Raw genomic sequence first — 19,847 nt, forward strand, 5'->3', positions numbered from 1 at the left:
TCTTCTGCAGTGGCCAGAAGAGCCGACCTTCGATCATACACGCAGGTATCGGCGCACGGTCACCCAGGAGGCGATCACCGCGAGGGCCACCGCGATCAGCAGCAGCCCGGGCATGATGATCCAGGACTGAGCTGCATCGATGAAGTGGATGCTGGGCACCTGCTGGGCCATCCAGCGGCCCAGCACGAACTCGGCGACGACCCAGGTGGCGGCGCAGGCCAGCAGCCCGCCGACCAGCGCGGCGATCGCTCCCTCGAAGACGAACGGCATGCGGATCATCGACTTGGAGGCTCCGACCAGACGCATGATGCCGGTCTCGCGGCGCCTGCTGAACGCCGAGAGTCGGATCGTGGTGGCCACCAGCAGCAGCGCGCAGACGATCATGACTCCGGCGATGATCAGCGCCACCAGTGTCAGGCCGTTGAGGATGCCGAAGATCTGATCGAGGACCTCCTGCTGATCTGCCACCGTCTCCACGCCGGGCGCCGAGCTGAACAGCTCGGTGACCACAGGGAACTCCTCGGGATCATTGAGCAGGATCCGGTAGGACTCCGGCATGTCTGACGCGGTGAGCGAGGCGGTGCGGGAGTCCTCTCCCCTGCTCTCGAGGAGTTCGTCCAGGGCCTGCTGCTGCGTCTCATGCCGGTAGCTGGCGACGTATTGGCTTGCTGCGCCGTCGGTGAGCGTGTGTTCGAGGGAATCCCGCTGGTCCGAGCTCACCGCGCCGGTGGGGCAGGCGGTCTGCGGCGAGTTCTCGGTGCAGAAGAAGACGGAGAGCTCAAGCCGGTCGTAGAAGTCATCGGTCATCTCATTGACCTGGGTCTGCATCAGCGCCGCTGAGCCGACGAAGGTCAGCGAGATGAAGGTGACCAGGATGACCGAAGCGACCATCGCGACGTTGCGCCGCAGCGAGCTGAAGGTCTCCCCGAGCATGTAGAGCAGCCGGTTCATACGTCCCTCCTCAGGCGGCGCAGGATCGACCGGCGGGACCGGGAGATTCCGAGATGTTCAGCCGTTCGACGCGCGTCGGTATAGGTGGACTGCGCGGCCGAGGACTGGGGGCGTGGCAGCGGACGAGGCACGGTGGCCTCTTGCGCTGGGGGCGTGGACTCTGTTGCGTCTTCCTCGACATGGGCGAGCCAGGAGAGCCGCGAGCGGGTCGCCGCATCCTGCTCCGGGGAGCCGGTCGGGTGACCAGCCACGTCGGGCTGGGCGGCTGAGCGCGGCGCGGGGTGCTGTGGGGCCGGTTCCTGCTGGGGCAGCGGTTCCTGCGGCGCCTGCTGGGAGGCAGGCCGCTGGGCAGGTGGGGGAAGCGTCGGATACATCGGTGGCAGCCGTCGCCGCGGGGCGGGAATCGGCGCGATCTCACCGGTGGGTGGTTCTTCGGCGATGGGCTCCGCGAGAACCCGCTCCTGCGTCACGTAGTCCTGTGGGAGCGGCTCCTCGACCTCGAAGTCTTCCTCGGCGTAGCCGTCTTGTTCCAGGTCGGGCAGCTCGGTGCCGTTGAAGTCGCCGTGGATCTCCGGAACGTCGTACCCCAGCGCCTCCTGGCGCAGATGCTCCGGCCAGGTCACGTGCAGACCGGTCTCCTCTGCATGCTCTCGGTCCTCGAACTCACCGTCGTCGTCAATCTCTGATTCGTCGTCCTCGGGCTCGTCTTCACGGATGAACGCACCGTCCGTGACGGTGTGCTCAACCGTGTGGTGATCGTGCTCATCGTCGGCCACGTCGTCGTCGTGCTCATCGTCCCCGACGGTGTCTTCGGTTTCGACGTGCTCGGCATCCTCTGGGTCGGCGAGGTGCTCGTCGTCGACCGCCGCGAGGTGATCATCGTCCTGATGCGATGTGTACTCGGCGTCGTACTCTGCCGGATGCTCCTCGTCTTGAAAAGCAGGCTGCTCGTCGGTGGGGAAATCATGCGAATCTGCCAGCTGCGCGTCGAACTCCTCGGGCGTCAGCTCCATGCCCTCGAGTTCCTCGGCATAATCCTGTGGCGTGGTCTCCTGAAGCACCGGGTCATTCTCGAAGGCGAGGACCGACGGGTCCTCACCCGGGACCGAGGACTGCTCTGCCGGGCCTTCGGGGAGGTCGGCCGGCTGATCCGTGTCCGAAGAGAATGGCTCCTCGGTCGTGGAACCGTCCGCGGGGTCGCGGCCGATCATCGGCACCACTCCGGTCTTCAGCGGCGCGGGGTCGTGGGCGCGCAGGCCCGACTCCCCTTCTTCCTGGGCGAGCACGTCCCAGGCTTCGGAGCCTTCGGGGGCGTCGTAGAAGCCGTGGGGCTCGTCGCGGACGAGGCGTCCACGGTGCAGCTGCACCACCCGGCTGTGCGCCTGGTCCACGATCGCGCGATCGTGAGTGGCCATGATGACCGTGGTGCCCGAGGCGTTGATCCAGCGCAGCACCTTCATGACCTCGGCGGAGGCCCGCGGGTCCAGGTTGCCGGTGGGCTCGTCGGCGAGCAGGATCGCGGGGCCGTTGACGATCGCGCGGGCGATGGCGGCGCGCTGCTGCTCACCGCCGGAGATCTCATGCGGGTAGCGCTTGGCCAGGTGCGCGAGGTCGACCTTCTCCAGCACCTTGGTGACACGTTTGCGAATGGCGCTGCGCTTGGTGCCGAGCACCCGCATGGCGAACGCCACGTTGTCGAACACGGTCTTGTCCGGGAGCAGACGGAAATCCTGGAAGACCATGCCGATGCTGCGGCGGAAGTCCGGGACGCGGCGATCCAGCATGAGTCCCAGGTTCTGTCCGGCCACCGTGACCTTGCCGCGCTGGGGCAGGCCCTCGCGCAGGATCATCCGCAACAGGGTGGACTTGCCGGAGCCGGAGGCTCCGATGAGGAAGGCGAAGTCTCCCCGGTAGAACTCCACAGTCACATCATCAAGCGCCGGACGCCCCCCGGACTCGTAGCGGCGGGTGACCTCTTCGAAGCGGATCATGGACTATTCCTCGGCCGCGGTCTCGTTGCGCCAGCGGATCCCGGTGTCGATGAAGCCGTCGATGTCGCCGTCGAGCACGGCCTGGGTGTTGCCGACCTCGTGTTCGGTGCGCAGGTCCTTGACCATCTGGTAAGGGTGCAGGACGTAGGAGCGGATCTGGTCGCCCCAGGAGGCCTTGATGTCTCCGGCGAGCGCCTTCTTCTCGGCCGATTCCTCGGCCTTCTTCAGCACCAGCAGCCGGGACTGCAGCACGCGCATGGCTGCGGCGCGGTTCTGGATCTGCGACTTCTCGTTCTGCATGGAGACCACGGTGCCGGTGGGCAGGTGGGTGATGCGCACGGCGGAGTCGGTGGTGTTCACTGACTGTCCGCCGGGGCCGGAGGAGCGGAAGACGTCGATCTTGAGGTCGTTCTCATCGATGTCGATGCTCTCGGTGCCCTCGAGCAGCGGGATGATCTCCACGGCGGCGAAGGAGGTCTGCCGGCGGCCCTGGTTGTCGAAGGGGCTGATGCGCACCAGGCGGTGGGTCCCGGCCTCCACGGAGAGCGTCCCGAAGGCGTAGGGGGCGTTGATCTCGATGGTCGCGGACTTCAGCCCGGCCTCTTCGGCGTAGGAGGTGTCGAGCACCTTCACGTTCCAGCCGCGGCGCTCGGCCCAGCGGGTATACATGCGCAGCAACATCTCGGCGAAGTCTGCGGCGTCCACGCCTCCTGCCCCGGAGCGGATGGTCATGACCGCGTCGTATTCGTCGTACTCACCGGAGAGCAGGGTGACGATCTCCAGGGACTCCAAGGCCTTGTGGATGGACTCGACTTCCCGGGTGGCGTCGGCGAGCACCTCGTCGTCGCCTTCCTCCTTGGCCATCTCCACCATCATCTCGACATCGTCGATGCGGGTCTCGAGGCGCTCCAGACGCTCCAGCTCGGTCTGCTTGTGGCTCAGCTGGGAGGTGACCTTCTGCGCGTTGGCCTGGTCGTCCCAGAGGTCGGGTGCGACGGCCATATCGCTGAGCTCGACGACCTGTGCCTTGAGCTTGTCGACGTCGGTGACCTCCGTGATGCGGCGCAGGGTATTGCGCAGGTCACGGATTGCGGTGGGGAAATCAGTCTCTGCCATAACAGCACCACAGTACCGTCGACTGCGGTCTCAACGGTTGAGACTCACCCGGGCATGAGACTCCACGCTGATCGACACCTGTGCCGGGAGGATCGTGGAGACCATCGGCAGATCGACGACGGCGGCCAGCTCCACGTGCGCGGTCTCCCCCGCGTCGCTGACCCACGCCTGGGAGACCGCGAGACTGCCGAACTGCCCGTGAGCGCCCGACGCCGCCAGGTAGTCCTCCGCCTGGGCGCGGACCTGAGCCCCGCTGACCTTCGGCGTCGGACTTGAAACCCCTTGCTCGGCCGCCTGCGCAGCGGCCGAGGCGGCGCCATCGGCTGCCGAGAGGAGCTTTCGCGCTTCGAGATTGACGGCCGTGGCCCCCGCCATCACCGTCACGAGCAGGAGAACCACCAGCAGGAGTCCCAGAATCAGCACGGCAGACTGACCCCCTTCCTCAGCGTGCAGACGCCGAAGCATCCGCGCGTGATCCCGGCCTCGGCTCTTCACGGAACGGCCGGCTGCGGGAACGGTACCCATCTCAACCCGCCTGGACCTGGGTGGATGTTGAGGAGACCGTGACCAAGGTCGATTGCCAGCTGCCCATATCGGGGATCAGTGGCACGGGCACGCGGACCACGACGGTGAACGTCACGAGATCACCGTCGTTGTCGCAGCTTCCTTTCGGACAGGACATGCTGATCTGCGCCTGAGTCGGAGCGATGCCGAAATCTTGCAACGCAGCGGTGGCAGCCGCCTGGCTGCGGGCTGCTCGCACACCGGGGGCCAGGTCCTCGCTGCCACCAACGTACATCTTGGCGGCCTGATCGGATGCGCCGATGCTCGCATAGGCCGCCGCCTGAACCCCTGCCACTCCGAGGATGAAGTAGATCACCGGGATCAGCACCAGGACCGCCAACATGACGAACTCGACAAGCGAAGACCCGGTCTCCGCGTGGAGAGTCTCGACCCGGCGCCTGACCCGCTCACTCAAACTCATAGGCACCTCCGGTGACTTCCAGCTGGCCCACTCCCGGGACCAGTCCGAGAACTGGCACCTGGGCCCGCACCGTGATGGTCAGAACCTGACCTTCGACCTCGGTCTCGTACCGATAGTGGACACCCTGGGCGTAGCGGGATGAGAGAGAAGAATCGATCAGAGCTCTTGTCCTAGCAACGCCATCCTGCGCGGTTCGGTCTTCGAGCACTCCGAATCTTGCTCCCGTGGAGGCTGCGTCAATCAACGTATTGCGCACATGCACCAGCAGCGTCAGCTGCATGATCGCAAAGGTGAGCACCACCAGAAGGGAGGAGACCATCGCAAACTCGGCAGTGGCCGCTCCCCGCTCGCCAGCACGGGACCAATAGGTTGCGTGAGCGTACGGCTCAGCGCGAGACCTGATTGATCGCGTCATTGAACAGCCCCTGCAGTGCAGGTTGAGCAATTGCCAGCAGACCTGCCACAAGCACGGCGCTCATCAGTGTGATCATCACCCACCCAGGAACGTCGCCGCGTTCCTCCGCGTGAACCGCCATCAGCGTTCGAACCTGGTCATCAATGAGTCTCATACTCTTTTCCTTTCGTCAGCTGCCTCGAAATGTGCAGCGGTGTGTTGTTGAACGTGTGTCATATCCCGATCTCGAGCAGGGAGAGCCCCGGATAGATGGCGAACAACACCGTCAGTGGCAGGACGCCGAAGACCAGAGGCACGAGCATGCCGATCTCCTTCTTGCCTGCCGTCTCCATCAGGTCCCTGCGGCCGAGTTCGCGGACGTCTTGAGCCTGCGCCTGCATCACTTCGGCCAATGGCGTGCCACGGTCCATCGCCACGATGAGGCCTTCGATGAACCGGGAGATCGGCGCCGAGCCGACGCGGGTGGACATATGCTTCAACGCCTGCGTGAAACCGGACCCCGCCTGCGTCTGATGCAGAACTAGTGTGAGTTCAGCAGCCAGTTCCCCTCGAGCCAGACGTCCGACCCGCTCGAATGCCCCGGCCGCGCTCTCTCCGGCGCTGACGGAAAGAGCGATCATCTCCGCGACGGTCGGGAACTCAGCCAGCATGCGAGATTGGCGTCGCCGAATCTGGCTGCTCAGGAGGTTCTCCCTGAGCGCGGCACCGAGTGTCGCCAGCACGATCACGGTCACTACGGCGAGGGCCCCGTTGAAGTTTCCTGCCAAGAAGCCCAACAGGCTCAGCACTGTTCCGAGGACGCCACCGAAGATTCCCATTGCCAGCTGCTGGAGCCGGTACTCATTCGGCCCGATGCGGGAATTCGCCTGGTCCAGGCGCCTGCGAAGCTCGTGGGTGTCGAAACTGAACCGGTCGAGCTGGCGAAGGGCATGCCGGAAGACCGGAGACATGATTCTGGCCAGCGTCCCCAGTGCGGGGGCCGGGTCTGTGGAACCTGCCGAGAGGGCGAAGCGCGCATCCCTGGACCGCAGGTACGGAGCGACCCGGGTGGTGAAACTCGGCTGATTGTTCAGCGGCAGCGCGTTGACAATGGTCACCAGGCCACAACCGAGGGCCAGCCCACAGATGAGGACCCACCCCAGGCTCGTCGCATTCATGCCAGGACCCGAACCTCTTGAGGAAGAGCACCGATGCGCAGCATCAGCCGGTAACAGCCCACCGAAACGATCAATCCCCCACCCAGGACCACCATGCCTGTGGCGTTCTGATAGGCCTGCGCCGCCTCAGCCTGGAGAGAGATCAGGAGCACGACAATCCAAGGAGCGGCGACTGCGAGCTTGGCGGCATTGACCGTCCACGACTGGCGCGCTTCAAGTTCGCTCCTGGTGCGCGCGTTCTCACGAAGAAACTCCGCCAAGGTACCGAGCAGGCGGCCAAGGTCTGACCCCCCGACCTCCCGGGTGATCTGCAGTGCAACCACGATCCTGTCACCCACGGGATCGGCCAGGCGGAGCTTGAGCCGGTCCAGTGCTGTGGCCATCGTGTGTCCAGACCGATAGTCCTTCGCGAACTCCACAAAAGGCTCACGGAGCGGTTCCGGGCCCGAATTCCCGAGCTGGATAAGCCCTTCGGGCAGCGACATTCCGGAGCGGACTGCCGAGCGGAGGTGGTCCACAGCATCCGGCCAGACTTCCCGCAGCAGAGCGCGTCGCCGGCCCGCTTGCCAGCGCAGCGCGAAGATGGGTGCCGTTGCGGCGAACAGAGCAAAACACAGTGCGATCGGAACGGCAGAGGTGAGCACCAGCACCAGCAAGAAAGCCGTGATTGAACACATGAGCACCGCTGTGACCACGCCAGTCACAGGGAGTTTGGGGTGCCCGGCCTCGTCTAGGAGCTTGCGCAGCGGATCCCGGTGTCTTCGTCGAACACGCGTCGCGGGGAGTCTGCGGGGCCAGAAGGACGAGAAGACGAGTAGAAGACCGAGGCCCAGGGCAAGTCCCAGCAATAGACTCATCCCAGCACCCCTGCCCGGGTCAGCCGAGTTTGCATCTCTGGGCTCAGTTTGGGGAGGTCGAAGACTGCGGAATCAGTGATCCGCAGAACGCCGTCACGCTCTTGAAACAGCATCGACGTCTCGATCGTCTCGGATTCCACGCGACTCCCCACGGCGAGTATCTGCCCGACATGGCGCCGGCCGTCTCTCTCCCTGACGCAATGCACCACGAGGTCGATGCAGGATGCCACCGTCGGAAGAATGAAGTTCCTGGAGATGTTCTCCCCTGCGAGAAGCGGGAGTGTGCAGATCTTCGTCACCGCGTCATGCGCACTGTTGGCATGCACGGTTGCCATCCCAGGAAGCCCGGCGTTCAGTGCAATGAGCATGTCTAAGCTTTCGGCTTCACGAACCTCTCCTACGATGAGGCGATCTGGGCGCATTCGCAGTGCTTCCTTGACCAGTTTTCTGAGCGGAATCTCCCCCTCACCCTCGAGGTTGGTCTGTCTGCACTGCAGCCCGACGACGTCGCGCAGAGGAAGCTGAAGTTCAAAGATCTCTTCGACCGTGATGACGCGTTCTCTCGGGCCGATGGCAGTCGAGAGGCAGTTCAGCATCGTCGTCTTTCCGGCCTGGGTAGCTCCAGAGACGAGAATATTCAGCCCGCTGTCTACACAACCGGTGAGGAACTCCGCCGCCTCCCGGGACAACGAGCCTCCCTGCACGAGGTCGTCGAGGGTGGCAGCGCGGGAGATGAACTTGCGGACATTCACGGCCCAATGGCGTCTTGTGATGTCAGGAATCACGACGTGGAGGCGAGATCCGTCGGGGAGAGAGGCATCGACGAAAGGGGAGGACAGGTCAAGGCGCCGACCTGAGCTCTTGAGCATCCTCTCGACGAGGTCCCGGATGCGCGATTCCGACAGAGTGAGCGACGTCAGCTCGGATCGACCTGCTCGGGCCACAAAGACCTCACTGGGTCCGTTGATCCAGATCTCTTCGATGGAGGAATCGTCGAGGAGCGGCTGCAGCTCACCGAAGCCGGCGACGGCATCCACGATGTGCTTCACTGCCTTCTCCACAGGGCCGATGAGCGGCAGCGCAGTCACCATCGAGCGGCGGTCGTACTGCGTGACAGCGTCTTCCACGAGCTGCCGAACACCATAGGAATCCTCAGCAGGGTCAAGTCCGCGTTGGCGGATCTGTTCCCGCACTTCATCTTCAACGATCGTCAAAGCGTCCACCGGCTCGGCCTTGTCTAGGATTCCAGCGTGGTGAGTTCACGATAACGAGGTATCAAGGGGCCCGCCAGAGATTGTTCAACTCCTGTGGAAAATTTCTTCTCCCCTCTCGTTATCCACAGCAGATCGGACTCATCCGGGCCCAGAACCTTCCCCTTCTAATCTGAGACTGGCGTTCTGCTCTTGCAGAGGCGCCCGCTGGTGCGAAGACGAACGAAGGAGGGGATGAATGGCCATCGCCCGGACAGAGGCGCTGACGTGCACGGTGGTCCATGCACCCGGCTCCGTCTCTGAGTCGGTCTGGGAGCGACTTTGGGACGTGGCTGGGGGCACCGCCAACCACGAGTTGAGGGTCGTCGCTGAGGGGCTGATGACTCCCTCCGGAGACGAATTGGATCAGGCGCTGACAGACTGGATCCACGGACTGATGAGGCAAGAGCTCGAAGGAGCCTCGCGCGAAGCCCAACCCGTAGCGACCACTTGGGCCGCTCACCTGGACGGGGCGCACCTGAGCACTTACGGTCCAGACTCCCCCGCCATCCATCCCGGCATGACCGTGGTGCTCCATCCCCGAGCTCGAGGGAAGCACCATCACCCCTCACAGACTGCGGAGCTTCGACTCTGCGTCAACACAGGACCCGACTCCGGACGGTTGGTCAGACTCCGCCGAGGCTTCTACACCTTGGGCAGGGGTACCTCGTCGGAAGGGAAAGCCGATATTCGGATCAACGACCCCCAGCTCCAGCGCATTCATGCAACTCTGGCGGTCGGCGAGCAGAACGCAACGCTGCGCAAGCCGGGAACCCGCCCCCTTTCGATCAAGGCGGGCACAACATTCACCCTGGGGGCTTCAGAGCTCGAACTCGTTCACGGTCACCCCGTCTCGCAGCCGCCTTCCTCGTGGCCCATTCCGCCGGAGAACATCGGCGAGCGCCCACCCCAGGCTCGCCACCGCTCCATGCTCCTGATGTCTCTGGCGCCGCTGGTCGTAGGGCTGGTGCTTGTGTTCGTCACGGGCATGTGGATCTTCCTGCTCTTCACCGTCGCATCAGCCCTCATGGCGCTGGCGATGACGGTTCACGCGGCGCGCGTTCGACGGCGATTCCGTCGGGCGGTGGAGGCCGCGGCAATAACCTGGGCACGCCGGCGTGACGAGGTGCTGGCGTCTCCGGGTCGGGCCATCAGACTCCTCCGCGCGCAGCTGGCACCCGATAACCCCACGGTGAGTGTGGAAGGTCGCGGAGCCGCTGTGGTCACAGTTGGACATGCACGCCAGAAGGCCGAACTCGACTCCGAGGATCACCAGAGCGCTTCCCTCACCCTCGCTGAGGGGATGGTCCATTCGGTGGCCGCTCTTTACCTGGCTGCGGGTGAGATCACCACCGTGAGCGGTTCGCCCCACGAGCAGGACGGGGTCATGCGCTGGGTGCTCGTCCAGCTGGCGCAGCGATTCGGTTCCTTCTCACCTTGGACCCTCGTTTCGCGTCCCGAGACCGCACCCAAACCCGGTGGTGCTCAGACCCTGGTGGATCCCGGGGATCTGCGCGATTGGTCGCTGGTGCGCGCCGTGCCGAGCCAAGGTGTCAGCAGAGAGCTGAGCACCGCCCCGATTCTCGTTCCGGGCGCACTGGCGCCGGTGCTCCTGAGCCCCGTCCCCATCGATGCGACCCTCTATGAGACGGCAGGCAGGGCTGGGTGGCATGTCATCGCCCCCTCTTCCGCGATTCCCCATGACGAGACACCTCAACAACGAAAACCTGTGACCGGGTGGGAATTGGACCTCTACAAGGGGGAGCTGCGTCGGGTCGACGCTGGAATGACCAGTGTCATAGCGACCGACCTGGTGTCGGATGGCCTTTCCCGACGCTCCCTCGCCGAGCATCTCCGAGTAGGCCTTCAGGGACTGTGGGCACCTGGAACCTCGGTGGGGACGCCTGCGTACTTCACCCGCGCCCTCGAGGTCCCGCTCATGATTCACCGTGCTCAGCATTCCTTGCGAACCCTGATCGGCATGGGCCCTCACCGAGTGGAGATGCTGGACATCGTTGAGGACGGGCCTCATATCCTCCTCGCTGGCACCACCGGCTCCGGCAAGTCAGAGCTGTTGAAGTCCATGCTTCTGGGGTGGGCCAGTCGATATGGGCCTGAAGAGTTGAATCTGATTCTCTTCGACTTCAAGGGTGGATCGACTTTCCAGCACATCGCACACCTGGAACACTGTCTCGGCCTGGTCACTGACCTCTCCCAGGCACAGGCGGAACGGACCCTCGAAGCCGTGCGGTCGGAGCTCACGCGCCGAGAGCGGCTTTTCCTCGACGCCGGAGTCTCGGACTTCGCGGAGTACCGAGCCAGCGGCCACGATCGCCATCTCGCCCGGATCTTGATCGTCATCGATGAATTCCGAGTCTTCTCCCACTCACTGCCACGTGCAATGGAGGAGCTGATGCGATTGGCAACGCTAGGTCGGTCTTTGGGCCTCCACCTCGTGCTCTCCACCCAACGACCCCAGGGTGTCGTCACCGCAGACATTCGAGCCAACATCGGGACGGTCCTCTGCCTGCGGCTGCGCAGCGAGGACGAATCACGAGACCTCGTTGGCACCACCGAGGCGGCCCTGATTCCGCGAGGGTTGCCGGGACGGGGAATCATCCGGCGTCCCGGAGAAACACCAACACCCTTCCAAGCAGTCCAACTTCATGACACCGCAGCTCAACTGTCGATTCGTTCCGAGGCGTCCCAGACAGCGAGCGTCGGCCCTCGGAGTGAAGCAACCTCCATCGTCACCGCTGCCCTCCACGCAGCTATGGAGCATCAACAACGCGCCCGTCCCCACACCCCGCTGTGTCCACCCCTCCCAGAGGTGGTCACCGGATGTGTCGGGGACAACGACATTCTCCTCGGCCTCGTCGACGAACCTGCACATCAGCGTCAACGCCGGCTGAACCTGAGTGTGGAGGAGGGGCAGACCATCGCCCTGGTGGGCGAGCCCGAATCAGGGGCAACCGAGGCCCTCCCCGCGCTGACCCGGCAGCTCCTCACAAGGCCCCAGCAGACCCATGTTTATCTGCTCGACGGCGACCGATCGCTCTCAGAATTTCGCTCACACCCTCGAGTGGGCGCCTGGCTGAGCGAAGACGACGTCGAAGAGGCCGTGTACCTGCTGAACCAGCTGCAAGAGTCGATCGCCGGACGACGCGCAGCGGAAGCCTCCCAGCGGGCACCGATCGTACTGGTCATCAGCGCTCACGCTCGATGGCACGCCGCCGGTCAGCTCCCGGGCGGAGCTGGCTTGGAGCATCGCCTGAACACGCTTCTCGCTGAGTGCCACGGTTCCGCAATCAGCGTCGTCATCTCAGGAGGACGCGAACTGGCCACCGGAAGACTCGGTTCGCGCATTGCTCGCAAGGTATATCTGCCCTACGCCGTCCCGGAGGACACTCAGTACCTCTGGCCCAAGCTTCGCGTCAGCGACCCCCTGCCTGGACGTGGAGTCCTCGTGGAACCCGCACAGGGGCCACCTGGACGAACGGTTCAGATCATCACCGGAGTGAGAGATCTCCCGCACCCTTCACCGATGCGGACCAGGCACCTCGACCCGGTGCAGATGCTGCGTGTTCAGGCGCTGCCGGCATCGGTCCGGCGCTCGATGCAGTCTTCACCGCCCTTGTCATTGGGGCTGAAACAGTTCTCCCATGAACCTGCCGTCCTGGACCCCCAGAGCTTCCACGTCGGTCTGATCCTTGGTGCCGCTGGAACGGGGAAGAGCAATGCTCTGCAGATACTCGCCGCCCAAGAGCGCTGTATCTCCCCAGCGGACCTCGGTGAAGAGCCGATCACTCCATCCGTCGGTTCTGAGCAGCTTCCGTTGCTGCTGGTCGATGATGCGGACCGCTGTTCCCTGGTGCAGCACCAACAAGTCGAGGCGTGGATACTTTCGGGCGGAAGGGTGATCGCGACGGCACATCCCAGCATGAGGGTGTTCAGTCAGTTGCCGTGGGCGCACCGTGCCCGGGGAGGTCCTGCCAACTTTCTGCTCAGTCCCACCAGCAGGGGTCAGGGGGATGTCTTTGGGATACCGATACCTGTGTTCAGCTCAAGCATTCCTGGACGAGCAGTATGGCTCAAGCACGAGGGCCCCCAGATCATCCAGTGGTGGCTTCACTGAGGGACGAACTCCACCTCAGTCACTCCTCCGAACCCCAGAGTTCATTCAGCCGGCATCGAGACGCGCGCGCTATAACTGGGATCAGATCAGCAGCCACCTCGCGAAAAGAGACCGACCATGATGAACTCCCGCTGGAACAACTCCTCCGCCCTGCTCTCGGTCGCCGCCATCTCAGCTCTCGCTTTGAGCTCCTGCGCCTCCGAGGACATGGAGTCCGAAGAGGACGAGGCGCAGCCCACCGCCACGGTCACCGAGACCGTCGAGGCGGAATCCTCCGAGACTCCCCAGAGCGACGCCACGGAAGAAGCGTCCGCAGACGCAGAGCCCACCGAGGATCCCTCCGACTCATCCGAGGCTGAGGGCGACGACGGCGTCTACCAGGCGGTGGAGGCCGTCGTGGAGGAATACCCGGACGCTGTGATCATGGACCTGGACACTGAAGGCAGTGCCTACGAGTTCACCATCTTCGAGGCAGGTTCCGAGTGGGAGCTCGACGTGGATCGCGAGAGCTTCGAGATCTCCAACACGCAGGAAGACGAGATCGACACCGATGACCAGGCCAACGCCGAGGCCGTGGAGATCGACTTCGCTGAGGCGCTGCGCACAGCTGCCGACGAGGGCGGCGGAGTCCCGGAACAGGCAGACCTTGACGAAGAGAACGGGGCCGTGACCTGGGAGATCGAGCTGGACAACGGCTCCGAGGTCCATGTGGATGTGGCCTCGGGCGATGTCGACCGGGTGGACAACTGACATAGACTGAGCTGAACGCGAATCAGCTTTCTACGCCAGGGATGAGGTGGGGTCGTGACGGCCAGCAACGGCGGGCCCGCAACTGGTAGTGACCAGCGCGGGCGCCATGACCTCACCGGACGCTCCCCCAAGGCCCGCGCCTGGCGCGCGTTCTTCGAGACCTCAGCCATCATCAGTGACCGCATGGAGAAGCGGCTGCATTCCAGCACCGGTCTGCGCCTGACCGACTACAACCTGATGCTGCTGCTCGCCGAGGCCGACAACCATCAGCTGCGCATGGGTGAACTCGCGGAGGGCATGGTCTTCTCCCCCTCACGCCTCTCCTACCAGGTCAAATCGCTGGAGAAGCGCGGCATGATCACCCGGTTCGCCGACCCCGAGGACCGGCGCGGCATGACCGCTCAGCTCACCGACGAGGGGCGAGAGGTCTTTGAACAGGCCTCTCGGCTGCACGGTCAGCACATCAAGCAGCTCTTCCACCCCGCGCTGGATGATGAGGAAGCACGCATCTTCAAGCTCATCTGCGACCAGATCAAAGCCACAGCCACCGCAGAAGACCAGGCCTAGCCGGACCACACCCGGTCAGCGGACCAGCTTCACCTGAACCGAGTCGGCGCGCTCGCGCAGCAGCTCCACATCAGCCAGTGCCGCCTGCACGCTCGCCAGCGCGAGCCGGGCGTCGACGTCGTCAGCTCCGGGCACCAGCACCACGCCGATGCTCAGCTCTGGGCCGCTTCCACCCCCGGGCACCGACCGGCCATCCGCTATGACCGAGCCGACGCCATCGCCGGGCTGGACCTGCAGCTGGGCCACTCCGGGACACAGGTCCAGGATTCCGCCGAGCGCCTCTGCCAGCTCGGGATCCTGGTAGGAGGGCACCCAGCGGGCCGCTTGGGCCAGCGCCTGAAGGGCAGGGCGGCGCAGCACGAACGTGAACTCGGCACCGGGGTCCAGCACCGCGAGCTCGGCACCTTCGGCCAGCGCGGCCAGCATGATGCGTTCCGCCTCGGCGGCCACCGGTCGTGCCTGACCATGCCACGCGGTGAGCGCCTCGACGGAGGTGAACACCGGCATGGTCTGCCGTCCGTCGCGGCTGGTGATGCTGATCAAGGTGATATCGGCCTGCTTGTCCCCCACCGATCCGCTGCTCGGACCTGTGTGGGGGTCAGACGCAGGAGCCTCAGCTTCTTCGGCCAGCTCGGCAAGCACCGGGACGAAGAGCCGCTGCCCCGACAGGGCGTTGACGAACCCAGCCTCGTCCAACCCTCCGGCCAGCAGACGCTCACGGGCCTCGCGGACCGCCGGGGAGGCCAGGCCGTCGTCGCCGTCGAAGGTGTGCAGCGGGTTGCCCTCACCCGAGAGGTCACGATCCTCCCAGGCGACACCGGCGGAGTCCGCCGGACGTCCCTGGTCATCCCGGGCCTGACGCTGCAACAGGGCGGCGATGTGACCGGGAAGGTCCTTGCCCGCGTCGGCCCGGGAGTCTGCAGGGTCACCGACAGGGCTTCCGCCGGGGGTGCTGCTAAGGGCGTCGCGGGGGGTTTCGCGCTGGCTCATGCGGAGGCTGCGGCCACCTTCAGGGCGTCAGGGAACTCGAACTTCCCGGCGTAGAGCGCCTTGCCCATGATGGCACCCTCCACCCCGAGGGAGACCATCTTGGCCAGCGCCTCGATGTCGTCCAGGGAGGAGATGCCGCCCGAGGCCACCACAGGCTTCTTGGTCTTGGCGCACACCTGAGCGAGCAGCTCGGTGTTGGGGCCGCGCAGGGTGCCGTCCTTGGTGACATCGGTGACCACGTAGCGCGGGCAGCCGGCGTCCTCCAGGCGCTGCAGGACCTCCCAGATGTTGCCGCCCTCGCGCGTCCAGCCGCGCGCGGCGAGGGTCTCGCCGCGCACGTCCAGGCCCACGGCGATCGCGTCGCCGTGGCGCTCGATCGCGCGCGCGGTCCATTCCGGGTCCTCCAGGGCGGCGGTGCCCAGGTTCACCCGGGTGGCGCCGAGCTCGAGGGCGCGGTCCAGCGACTCGTCGTCGCGGATGCCGCCGGAGAGCTCGATCTTCACACCGAGCTCGTTGACGACCCGGGCCATGATGTCGCGATTGTCTCCACGGCCGAACGCGGCGTCGAGGTCCACTAGGTGGATCCACTCGGCGCCCTGCTGCTGCCAGTTCAGCGCCGCCTCCAGCGGGTCGCCGTAGCCGGTCTCCGAGCCGGCCTCACCCTGCACCAGGCGGACGGCCTGACCATCGGCGACGTCGACGGCGGGCAGGAGCTCCAGCGCGGGAACGGCTGAGGAGGAGGGGGCGTCAGTCATGAATCTGCTTTCGGCTGGTGTGTCGGTGTGGTCAGGTGCTCGAGCAGGCGCGCCGAGCGGGGGCACGCCGAAAGGGTCAGAGGCTCAGGATCCAGTTGCGCAGCAGCTGCATCCCGGCGTCCCCGGACTTCTCCGGGTGGAACTGGGTGGCCGAGAGCGGCCCGTTCTCCACCGCGGCGATGAAGTCGGCGCCGTGGTGGCTCCAGGTCACCTTCGGTGGGTTCATCGATTCGATGCTCTGATCGAAGTCCCAGGACTGCACCGCATAGGAGTGCACGAAGTAGAATCGCTCATCCTGGAGTCCCTCGAAGAGCACGCTGTCCTGCGGCGGGCGCACGGTGTTCCAGCCCATGTGCGGGACCACCGCGTCCTCGGGCAGGGCGGTGACCTCTCCGGGCCACTCCCCCAGTCCTTCGGCGGGGATGCCGTGTTCCACCCCGCGTTCGAACATGACCTGGTGACCCACGCAGATGCCCAGCACAGGACGCGACCCGGCGATCCGCCGGCCGATCCAGCGGGGCCCGTCGATCTCCCGCAGGGCAGACATCACGGCCGCGAAGGCACCGACCCCGGGCACCACCAGCCCGGAGGCGTTGAGCACGGCGTCGGTGTCACGGGTCAGCGTCACGTCCGCGCCGGCACGTTCGAGCGCCCGGACCGCGGAGTGGATGTTGCCCGAGCCGTAGTCCAGGACGACGACGTCTGGCCTGCCGATCACAGAGCACCCTTGGTGGAAGGGATGTCATCGGTGCGCGGGTCGGACTCCACGGCCTGGCGCAGCGCACGGGCGAAGGCCTTGAACTGGGCTTCCACGATGTGGTGCGGGTCGCGACCGCCGAGCAGGTTCATGTGCAGGCAGATCCCGGAGTGGTAGGTGATCGCTTCGAAGACGTGGCGGGTCATGGAACCCGTGAAGTGCCCGCCGATCAGGTGGTACTGCTGTCCCTCAGGCTCACCGGAGTGCACCAGGTAGGGCCGTCCGGAGACGTCGACGACGGCGTGGGCCAGCGCCTCGTCCAGCGGGACGGTGGCGTCGCCGAAGCGGCGGATGCCACGCTTGTCGCCCAGCGCGGTGCGCAGCACCTCGCCGAGCACGATCGCGGTGTCCTCCACGGTGTGGTGCACATCGATGTGGGTGTCGCCGGAGGCCTCGATGTCCAGGTCGATCAGGGAGTGCTTGGACAGCGCGGTGAGCATGTGGTCGTAGAACGGCACGCCAGTGCTGATCGTGGAGGCGCCGGTGCCGTCCAGGTCCATGCGGACCTTGACGCTGGACTCGCTGGTGACTCGTTCCATCTGGGCGATGCGCCCAGAGATCAGTTCTGCTCCCATAGCTCCTGCTCGGTGGTGGGGGTACGCCGACGCCCTATTCTACGCGGTGGCGCTGGTGATGAACCGCCGCAGCGAGACGAGGAACTCGGAGGTCTCCGACTCGGTACCCGCGGTGACCCGCAGGTGTCCTGGGATGCCGACGTCGCGGATCAGGATGCCGTCCTCCAACAGGTGCTGCCAGGCTGCCTTCTCATCGTGAAGTCCGCCGAAGAAGACGAAGTTCGCGTCCGAAGGGGCTGGGTGCAGACCCATCTCCTTAAGGGAGGCCACGATGCGGTCCCGCTGCTCCTTGATCCGCTCTACATTCGCCATCAGGGTGGCCGAGTGGTCCAGCGCGGCGACAGCGGTTGCCTGAGTCACCGCAGAGAGGTGGTACGGCAGCCGGACCAGGCGCATGGCGTCGGTGACCTCGGGTGCGGCAGCCAGGTAGCCCAGTCGACCTCCGGCCAGGGCGAAGGCCTTACTCATGGTCCGCGAGACGATGAGCCGCTCCCGGCCAGGCAGCAGCGCCAGCGCGGAGCCGGTGCCCGCCTGGCGGAACTCGCCGTACGCCTCGTCGACCACGACCATGGTCTCGGACTCCGTGGCCGCCTCATAGGCGGCTTCCACGGTCTCCAGGCTCAGTGCTGTGCCGGTGGGATTGTTCGGCGAGCAGAGGATCACCACGTTCGGCCGGTGTTCGCGGATCTGTGCGGCGACATCCTCGGGAGTCTGGGTGAAGTCCGCTCTGCGAGTCCCGGCGATGTACTCGCTGTAGGTCCCGCGGGCGTAGAGCGGGTACATGGAATAGGTCGGGGGGAAGGACAACACGGACCGTCCCGGCCCCGCGAAGGCCTGCAGGATGTGCTGCATGATCTCGTTGGAGCCGTTCGCGGCCCAGATGTGCTCCGCAGTCAGAACCGCGGGTTCGCCCTCGGCCGCGAGGTCCCGGTTCAGGTAGTCGGCGAGCTTCTCACGCAGTGTGGAGAACTCGCGGTCGGGGTACCTGTTGAGCCGGGCCGCCGCGCTGCGCACTTCCTTGGCGATCGCGTCCACCACGTCCGCTGGGACGTCATAGGTGGTCTCGTTGACGTTGAGCATGGCCTTCACGGCCAGCTGGGGGGCTCCGTAGGGCTCTTGGCCCTGGAGCTCCTCTCGCAGCGGGAGGCGGGACAGATTCCTGGAGCGGGGTGAAGTCACCGCCCTAGTCTAGTCACGAGCGGTGACAGGCCCGCGGGGACTGACGCTGGGTCAGTCCACCGGGATGAAGAGCTCCTGGCCCGGTGTGAGCTCCGAGGAGCTGAGGTCATTGAGCTCGGCGATCTGTCCGATCAGTACCTGGGTGCGCTCCTCGGACTCCACTGCGTTGGCCACGCTCCAGAGCGTGTCCCCTGCACCGACGGTGATGACCTGGGCGTCGACGCCGGGAGCCCCAGCTGAGGAGGCCTGGGCCTGGTTCAGCAGCGACGTGGCCAGCATCATGGCGCCCAGGATCAGGAAGGCCAGTGCCGCCAGAGTGGGAAGACCGAGAAGCAGGAACCGTCCGCGGCGGGTGAGGTGCAGGGCGCCGGCTGAAGAGGCGTGGCTGTGTGGTTCAGTGACGCGATCCGCGGCGATGGACGCTGCGGGGACGCTGGGCGCGGTGACAACAGGTGCAAGAGCAAGCTGTGCTGTACGCATGGGGAAGAACCTTTCAATCGAACGTGTGTTCTATTTCTAGCACATAGTTTCGAAGCTTGGCCAGACTCGCCGCGGAATCAATGGAATATCTCTACGGTTTCGCGTAACCTGAGCGCCAAGTTCGAAGTGATCTTCGATCCGAATCTCACCGTGAACAGTCCATCAGCAGGGTCTGACACGGACGGCGACGCAACCAGGAGGCGGCAATGGCGCAGGACACCAAAGGCACATCGGCGGCGCCGCGACTGACGGATCGGCAGCGTCAGATCGTCGACGTCATCCAGGCGTCTCTCGCGGAGCGCAGCTACCCGCCGTCGATGCGTGAGATCGGTGACTCCTGCGGCCTGGCCTCGCTCTCCTCGGTGACTCACCAGCTGGCGCGTCTCCAGGAGCTGGGGTACCTGATGCGGGTGCCCGGGCGCCCCCGGGCCATGGAGGTGCTGCGGGACTCCACGGGCAAGCTGCTGCTGAGCGAGCCCACCCCAGAGGCAGAGCACCCGTCCGAGGACACCGTGGTCGACCTGCAGGGGTATCGCGTGCAGTCGGACAGCCGAATCTCAGAGATCCCCATGGTCGGACAGATCGCCGCAGGTGGGCCGATCCTCGCGGATCAGCAGGTCGAAGACATCATGCCGCTGCCGCGCCAGCTCACCGGCGAGGGCGAGCTCTTCATGCTCCAGGTCCGCGGTGACTCGATGATCGAGGCCGGCATCTTCGAGGGCGACTGGGTCGTGGTGCGGCGTCAGAACACCGCAGAGAACGGTGACATCGTGGCTGCGCTGCTGGAGGACGAGGCCACGGTGAAGACGCTCAAGCGCCGCGATGGCCATGTCTGGCTGCTGCCGCAGAACCGCCAGTACGAGCCCATCCTCGGCGACGAGTCCACCATCATGGGCAAAGTCGTCACCGTGCTACGCAGCCTTTGAGTCGCAGCCTC

Annotated in this window: 20 protein-coding genes; 4 read left to right on the top strand and 16 right to left on the bottom strand. The window is 65.3% G+C overall.

Translation table 11 applies throughout. The features are described 5' to 3' along the window. Positions 1-33: 33 nt before the first annotated feature. From ftsX to H4W26_RS03895, 10 genes are read right to left on the bottom strand one after another with little or no spacing between them, the layout of a single operon-like run. A complete protein-coding gene (gene ftsX, locus H4W26_RS03850) occupies positions 34-951 on the bottom strand; it encodes a permease-like cell division protein FtsX (RefSeq protein WP_192590815.1) in 918 nt (305 codons plus the stop codon). Further along, positions 948-2,942: a cell division ATP-binding protein FtsE gene (gene ftsE / locus H4W26_RS13665; protein WP_225939584.1), complete on the bottom strand. Its 1,995-nt coding sequence runs from the start codon at positions 2,940-2,942 to the stop codon at positions 948-950. Before ftsE ends, ftsX begins: the two co-directional genes overlap by 4 nt. Before the next feature lie 3 nt (positions 2,943-2,945). Further along, positions 2,946-4,058: a peptide chain release factor 2 gene (gene prfB, locus H4W26_RS03860; protein WP_192590816.1), complete on the bottom strand. Its 1,113-nt coding sequence runs from the start codon at positions 4,056-4,058 to the stop codon at positions 2,946-2,948. Between the two features lie 30 nt (positions 4,059-4,088). Beyond that, positions 4,089-4,583 carry a hypothetical protein gene (locus H4W26_RS03865; protein WP_192590817.1) on the bottom strand — a complete coding sequence of 165 codons (495 nt, stop codon included), beginning with the start codon at positions 4,581-4,583 and terminating at the stop codon, positions 4,089-4,091. A 1-nt stretch (position 4,584) separates the two neighbouring features. After that, complete coding sequence (locus tag H4W26_RS03870; protein ID WP_192590818.1) at positions 4,585-5,043, bottom strand: hypothetical protein; 459 nt, start codon at positions 5,041-5,043, stop codon at positions 4,585-4,587. After that, positions 5,030-5,458, bottom strand: coding sequence for a TadE family protein (locus tag H4W26_RS03875; protein WP_192590819.1), 429 nt, complete (start codon positions 5,456-5,458; stop codon positions 5,030-5,032). Before H4W26_RS03875 ends, H4W26_RS03870 begins: the two co-directional genes overlap by 14 nt. Further along, positions 5,430-5,612 carry a hypothetical protein gene (locus H4W26_RS03880; protein WP_192590820.1) on the bottom strand — a complete coding sequence of 61 codons (183 nt, stop codon included), beginning with the start codon at positions 5,610-5,612 and terminating at the stop codon, positions 5,430-5,432. Before H4W26_RS03880 ends, H4W26_RS03875 begins: the two co-directional genes overlap by 29 nt. A gap of 58 nt (positions 5,613-5,670) precedes the next feature. Beyond that, entirely contained in the window at positions 5,671-6,615 is a 945-nt protein-coding gene (locus H4W26_RS03885) for a type II secretion system F family protein (protein ID WP_192590821.1), read from the bottom strand. Next, entirely contained in the window at positions 6,612-7,472 is an 861-nt protein-coding gene (locus tag H4W26_RS03890; RefSeq protein ID WP_192590822.1) for a type II secretion system F family protein, read from the bottom strand. The genes H4W26_RS03885 and H4W26_RS03890 overlap by 4 nt, the downstream gene beginning before the upstream one ends. Then, positions 7,469-8,695: a CpaF family protein gene (locus H4W26_RS03895; RefSeq protein ID WP_192590823.1), complete on the bottom strand. Its 1,227-nt coding sequence runs from the start codon at positions 8,693-8,695 to the stop codon at positions 7,469-7,471. The genes H4W26_RS03890 and H4W26_RS03895 overlap by 4 nt, the downstream gene beginning before the upstream one ends. A 226-nt stretch (positions 8,696-8,921) precedes the next feature. On the opposite strand from H4W26_RS03895, the gene H4W26_RS03900 reads away from it, so the two are divergent. The 3 genes from H4W26_RS03900 to H4W26_RS03910 all read left to right on the top strand — a co-directional run bounded on the left by H4W26_RS03900 (position 8,922) and on the right by H4W26_RS03910 (position 14,174). Continuing rightward, the gene (locus H4W26_RS03900) at positions 8,922-12,857 is read left to right on the top strand and encodes an FtsK/SpoIIIE domain-containing protein (RefSeq protein WP_192590824.1); all 3,936 of its coding nucleotides are present in this window, start codon (positions 8,922-8,924) and stop codon (positions 12,855-12,857) included. A 117-nt stretch (positions 12,858-12,974) separates the two neighbouring features. Further along, positions 12,975-13,607: a PepSY domain-containing protein gene (locus tag H4W26_RS03905; RefSeq protein WP_192590825.1), complete on the top strand. Its 633-nt coding sequence runs from the start codon at positions 12,975-12,977 to the stop codon at positions 13,605-13,607. Between the two features lie 54 nt (positions 13,608-13,661). Beyond that, positions 13,662-14,174: a MarR family winged helix-turn-helix transcriptional regulator gene (locus tag H4W26_RS03910; RefSeq protein ID WP_192590826.1), complete on the top strand. Its 513-nt coding sequence runs from the start codon at positions 13,662-13,664 to the stop codon at positions 14,172-14,174. Positions 14,175-14,189: 15 nt separating this feature from the next. Here the strand turns inward: H4W26_RS03910 and H4W26_RS03915 are convergent, their stop codons facing one another. From H4W26_RS03915 to H4W26_RS03940, 6 genes are all read right to left on the bottom strand, one after another. Continuing rightward, positions 14,190-15,164 carry an SseB family protein gene (locus H4W26_RS03915; RefSeq protein WP_192590827.1) on the bottom strand — a complete coding sequence of 325 codons (975 nt, stop codon included), beginning with the start codon at positions 15,162-15,164 and terminating at the stop codon, positions 14,190-14,192. Next, complete coding sequence (priA, locus tag H4W26_RS03920) at positions 15,161-15,919, bottom strand: bifunctional 1-(5-phosphoribosyl)-5-((5-phosphoribosylamino)methylideneamino)imidazole-4-carboxamide isomerase/phosphoribosylanthranilate isomerase PriA (protein WP_192590828.1); 759 nt, start codon at positions 15,917-15,919, stop codon at positions 15,161-15,163. The genes H4W26_RS03915 and priA overlap by 4 nt, the downstream gene beginning before the upstream one ends. Positions 15,920-15,995: 76 nt before the next feature. Further along, complete coding sequence (hisH, locus tag H4W26_RS03925; protein WP_192590829.1) at positions 15,996-16,637, bottom strand: imidazole glycerol phosphate synthase subunit HisH; 642 nt, start codon at positions 16,635-16,637, stop codon at positions 15,996-15,998. Continuing rightward, positions 16,634-17,251 (bottom strand): imidazoleglycerol-phosphate dehydratase HisB, encoded by a 618-nt coding sequence (hisB, locus tag H4W26_RS03930; protein WP_192590830.1) that lies wholly within the window; start codon positions 17,249-17,251, stop codon positions 16,634-16,636. Before hisB ends, hisH begins: the two co-directional genes overlap by 4 nt. A 39-nt stretch (positions 17,252-17,290) precedes the next feature. Continuing rightward, positions 17,291-18,430, bottom strand: coding sequence for a histidinol-phosphate transaminase (locus H4W26_RS03935; RefSeq protein ID WP_192590831.1), 1,140 nt, complete (start codon positions 18,428-18,430; stop codon positions 17,291-17,293). Positions 18,431-18,481: 51 nt separating this feature from the next. Beyond that, on the bottom strand, positions 18,482-18,910 hold the full coding sequence (locus H4W26_RS03940; RefSeq protein ID WP_192590832.1) for a LysM peptidoglycan-binding domain-containing protein: 429 nt from the start codon (positions 18,908-18,910) through the stop codon (positions 18,482-18,484). A gap of 206 nt (positions 18,911-19,116) precedes the next feature. Here H4W26_RS03940 and lexA point away from each other — a divergent pair, with 206 nt between their 5' ends. After that, positions 19,117-19,836: a transcriptional repressor LexA gene (gene lexA / locus H4W26_RS03945; protein ID WP_192590833.1), complete on the top strand. Its 720-nt coding sequence runs from the start codon at positions 19,117-19,119 to the stop codon at positions 19,834-19,836. Positions 19,837-19,847: the final 11 nt, after the last annotated feature.

The organism is Nesterenkonia halotolerans (genome assembly GCF_014874065.1).
GTDB lineage: Bacteria > Actinomycetota > Actinomycetes > Actinomycetales > Micrococcaceae > Nesterenkonia > Nesterenkonia halotolerans.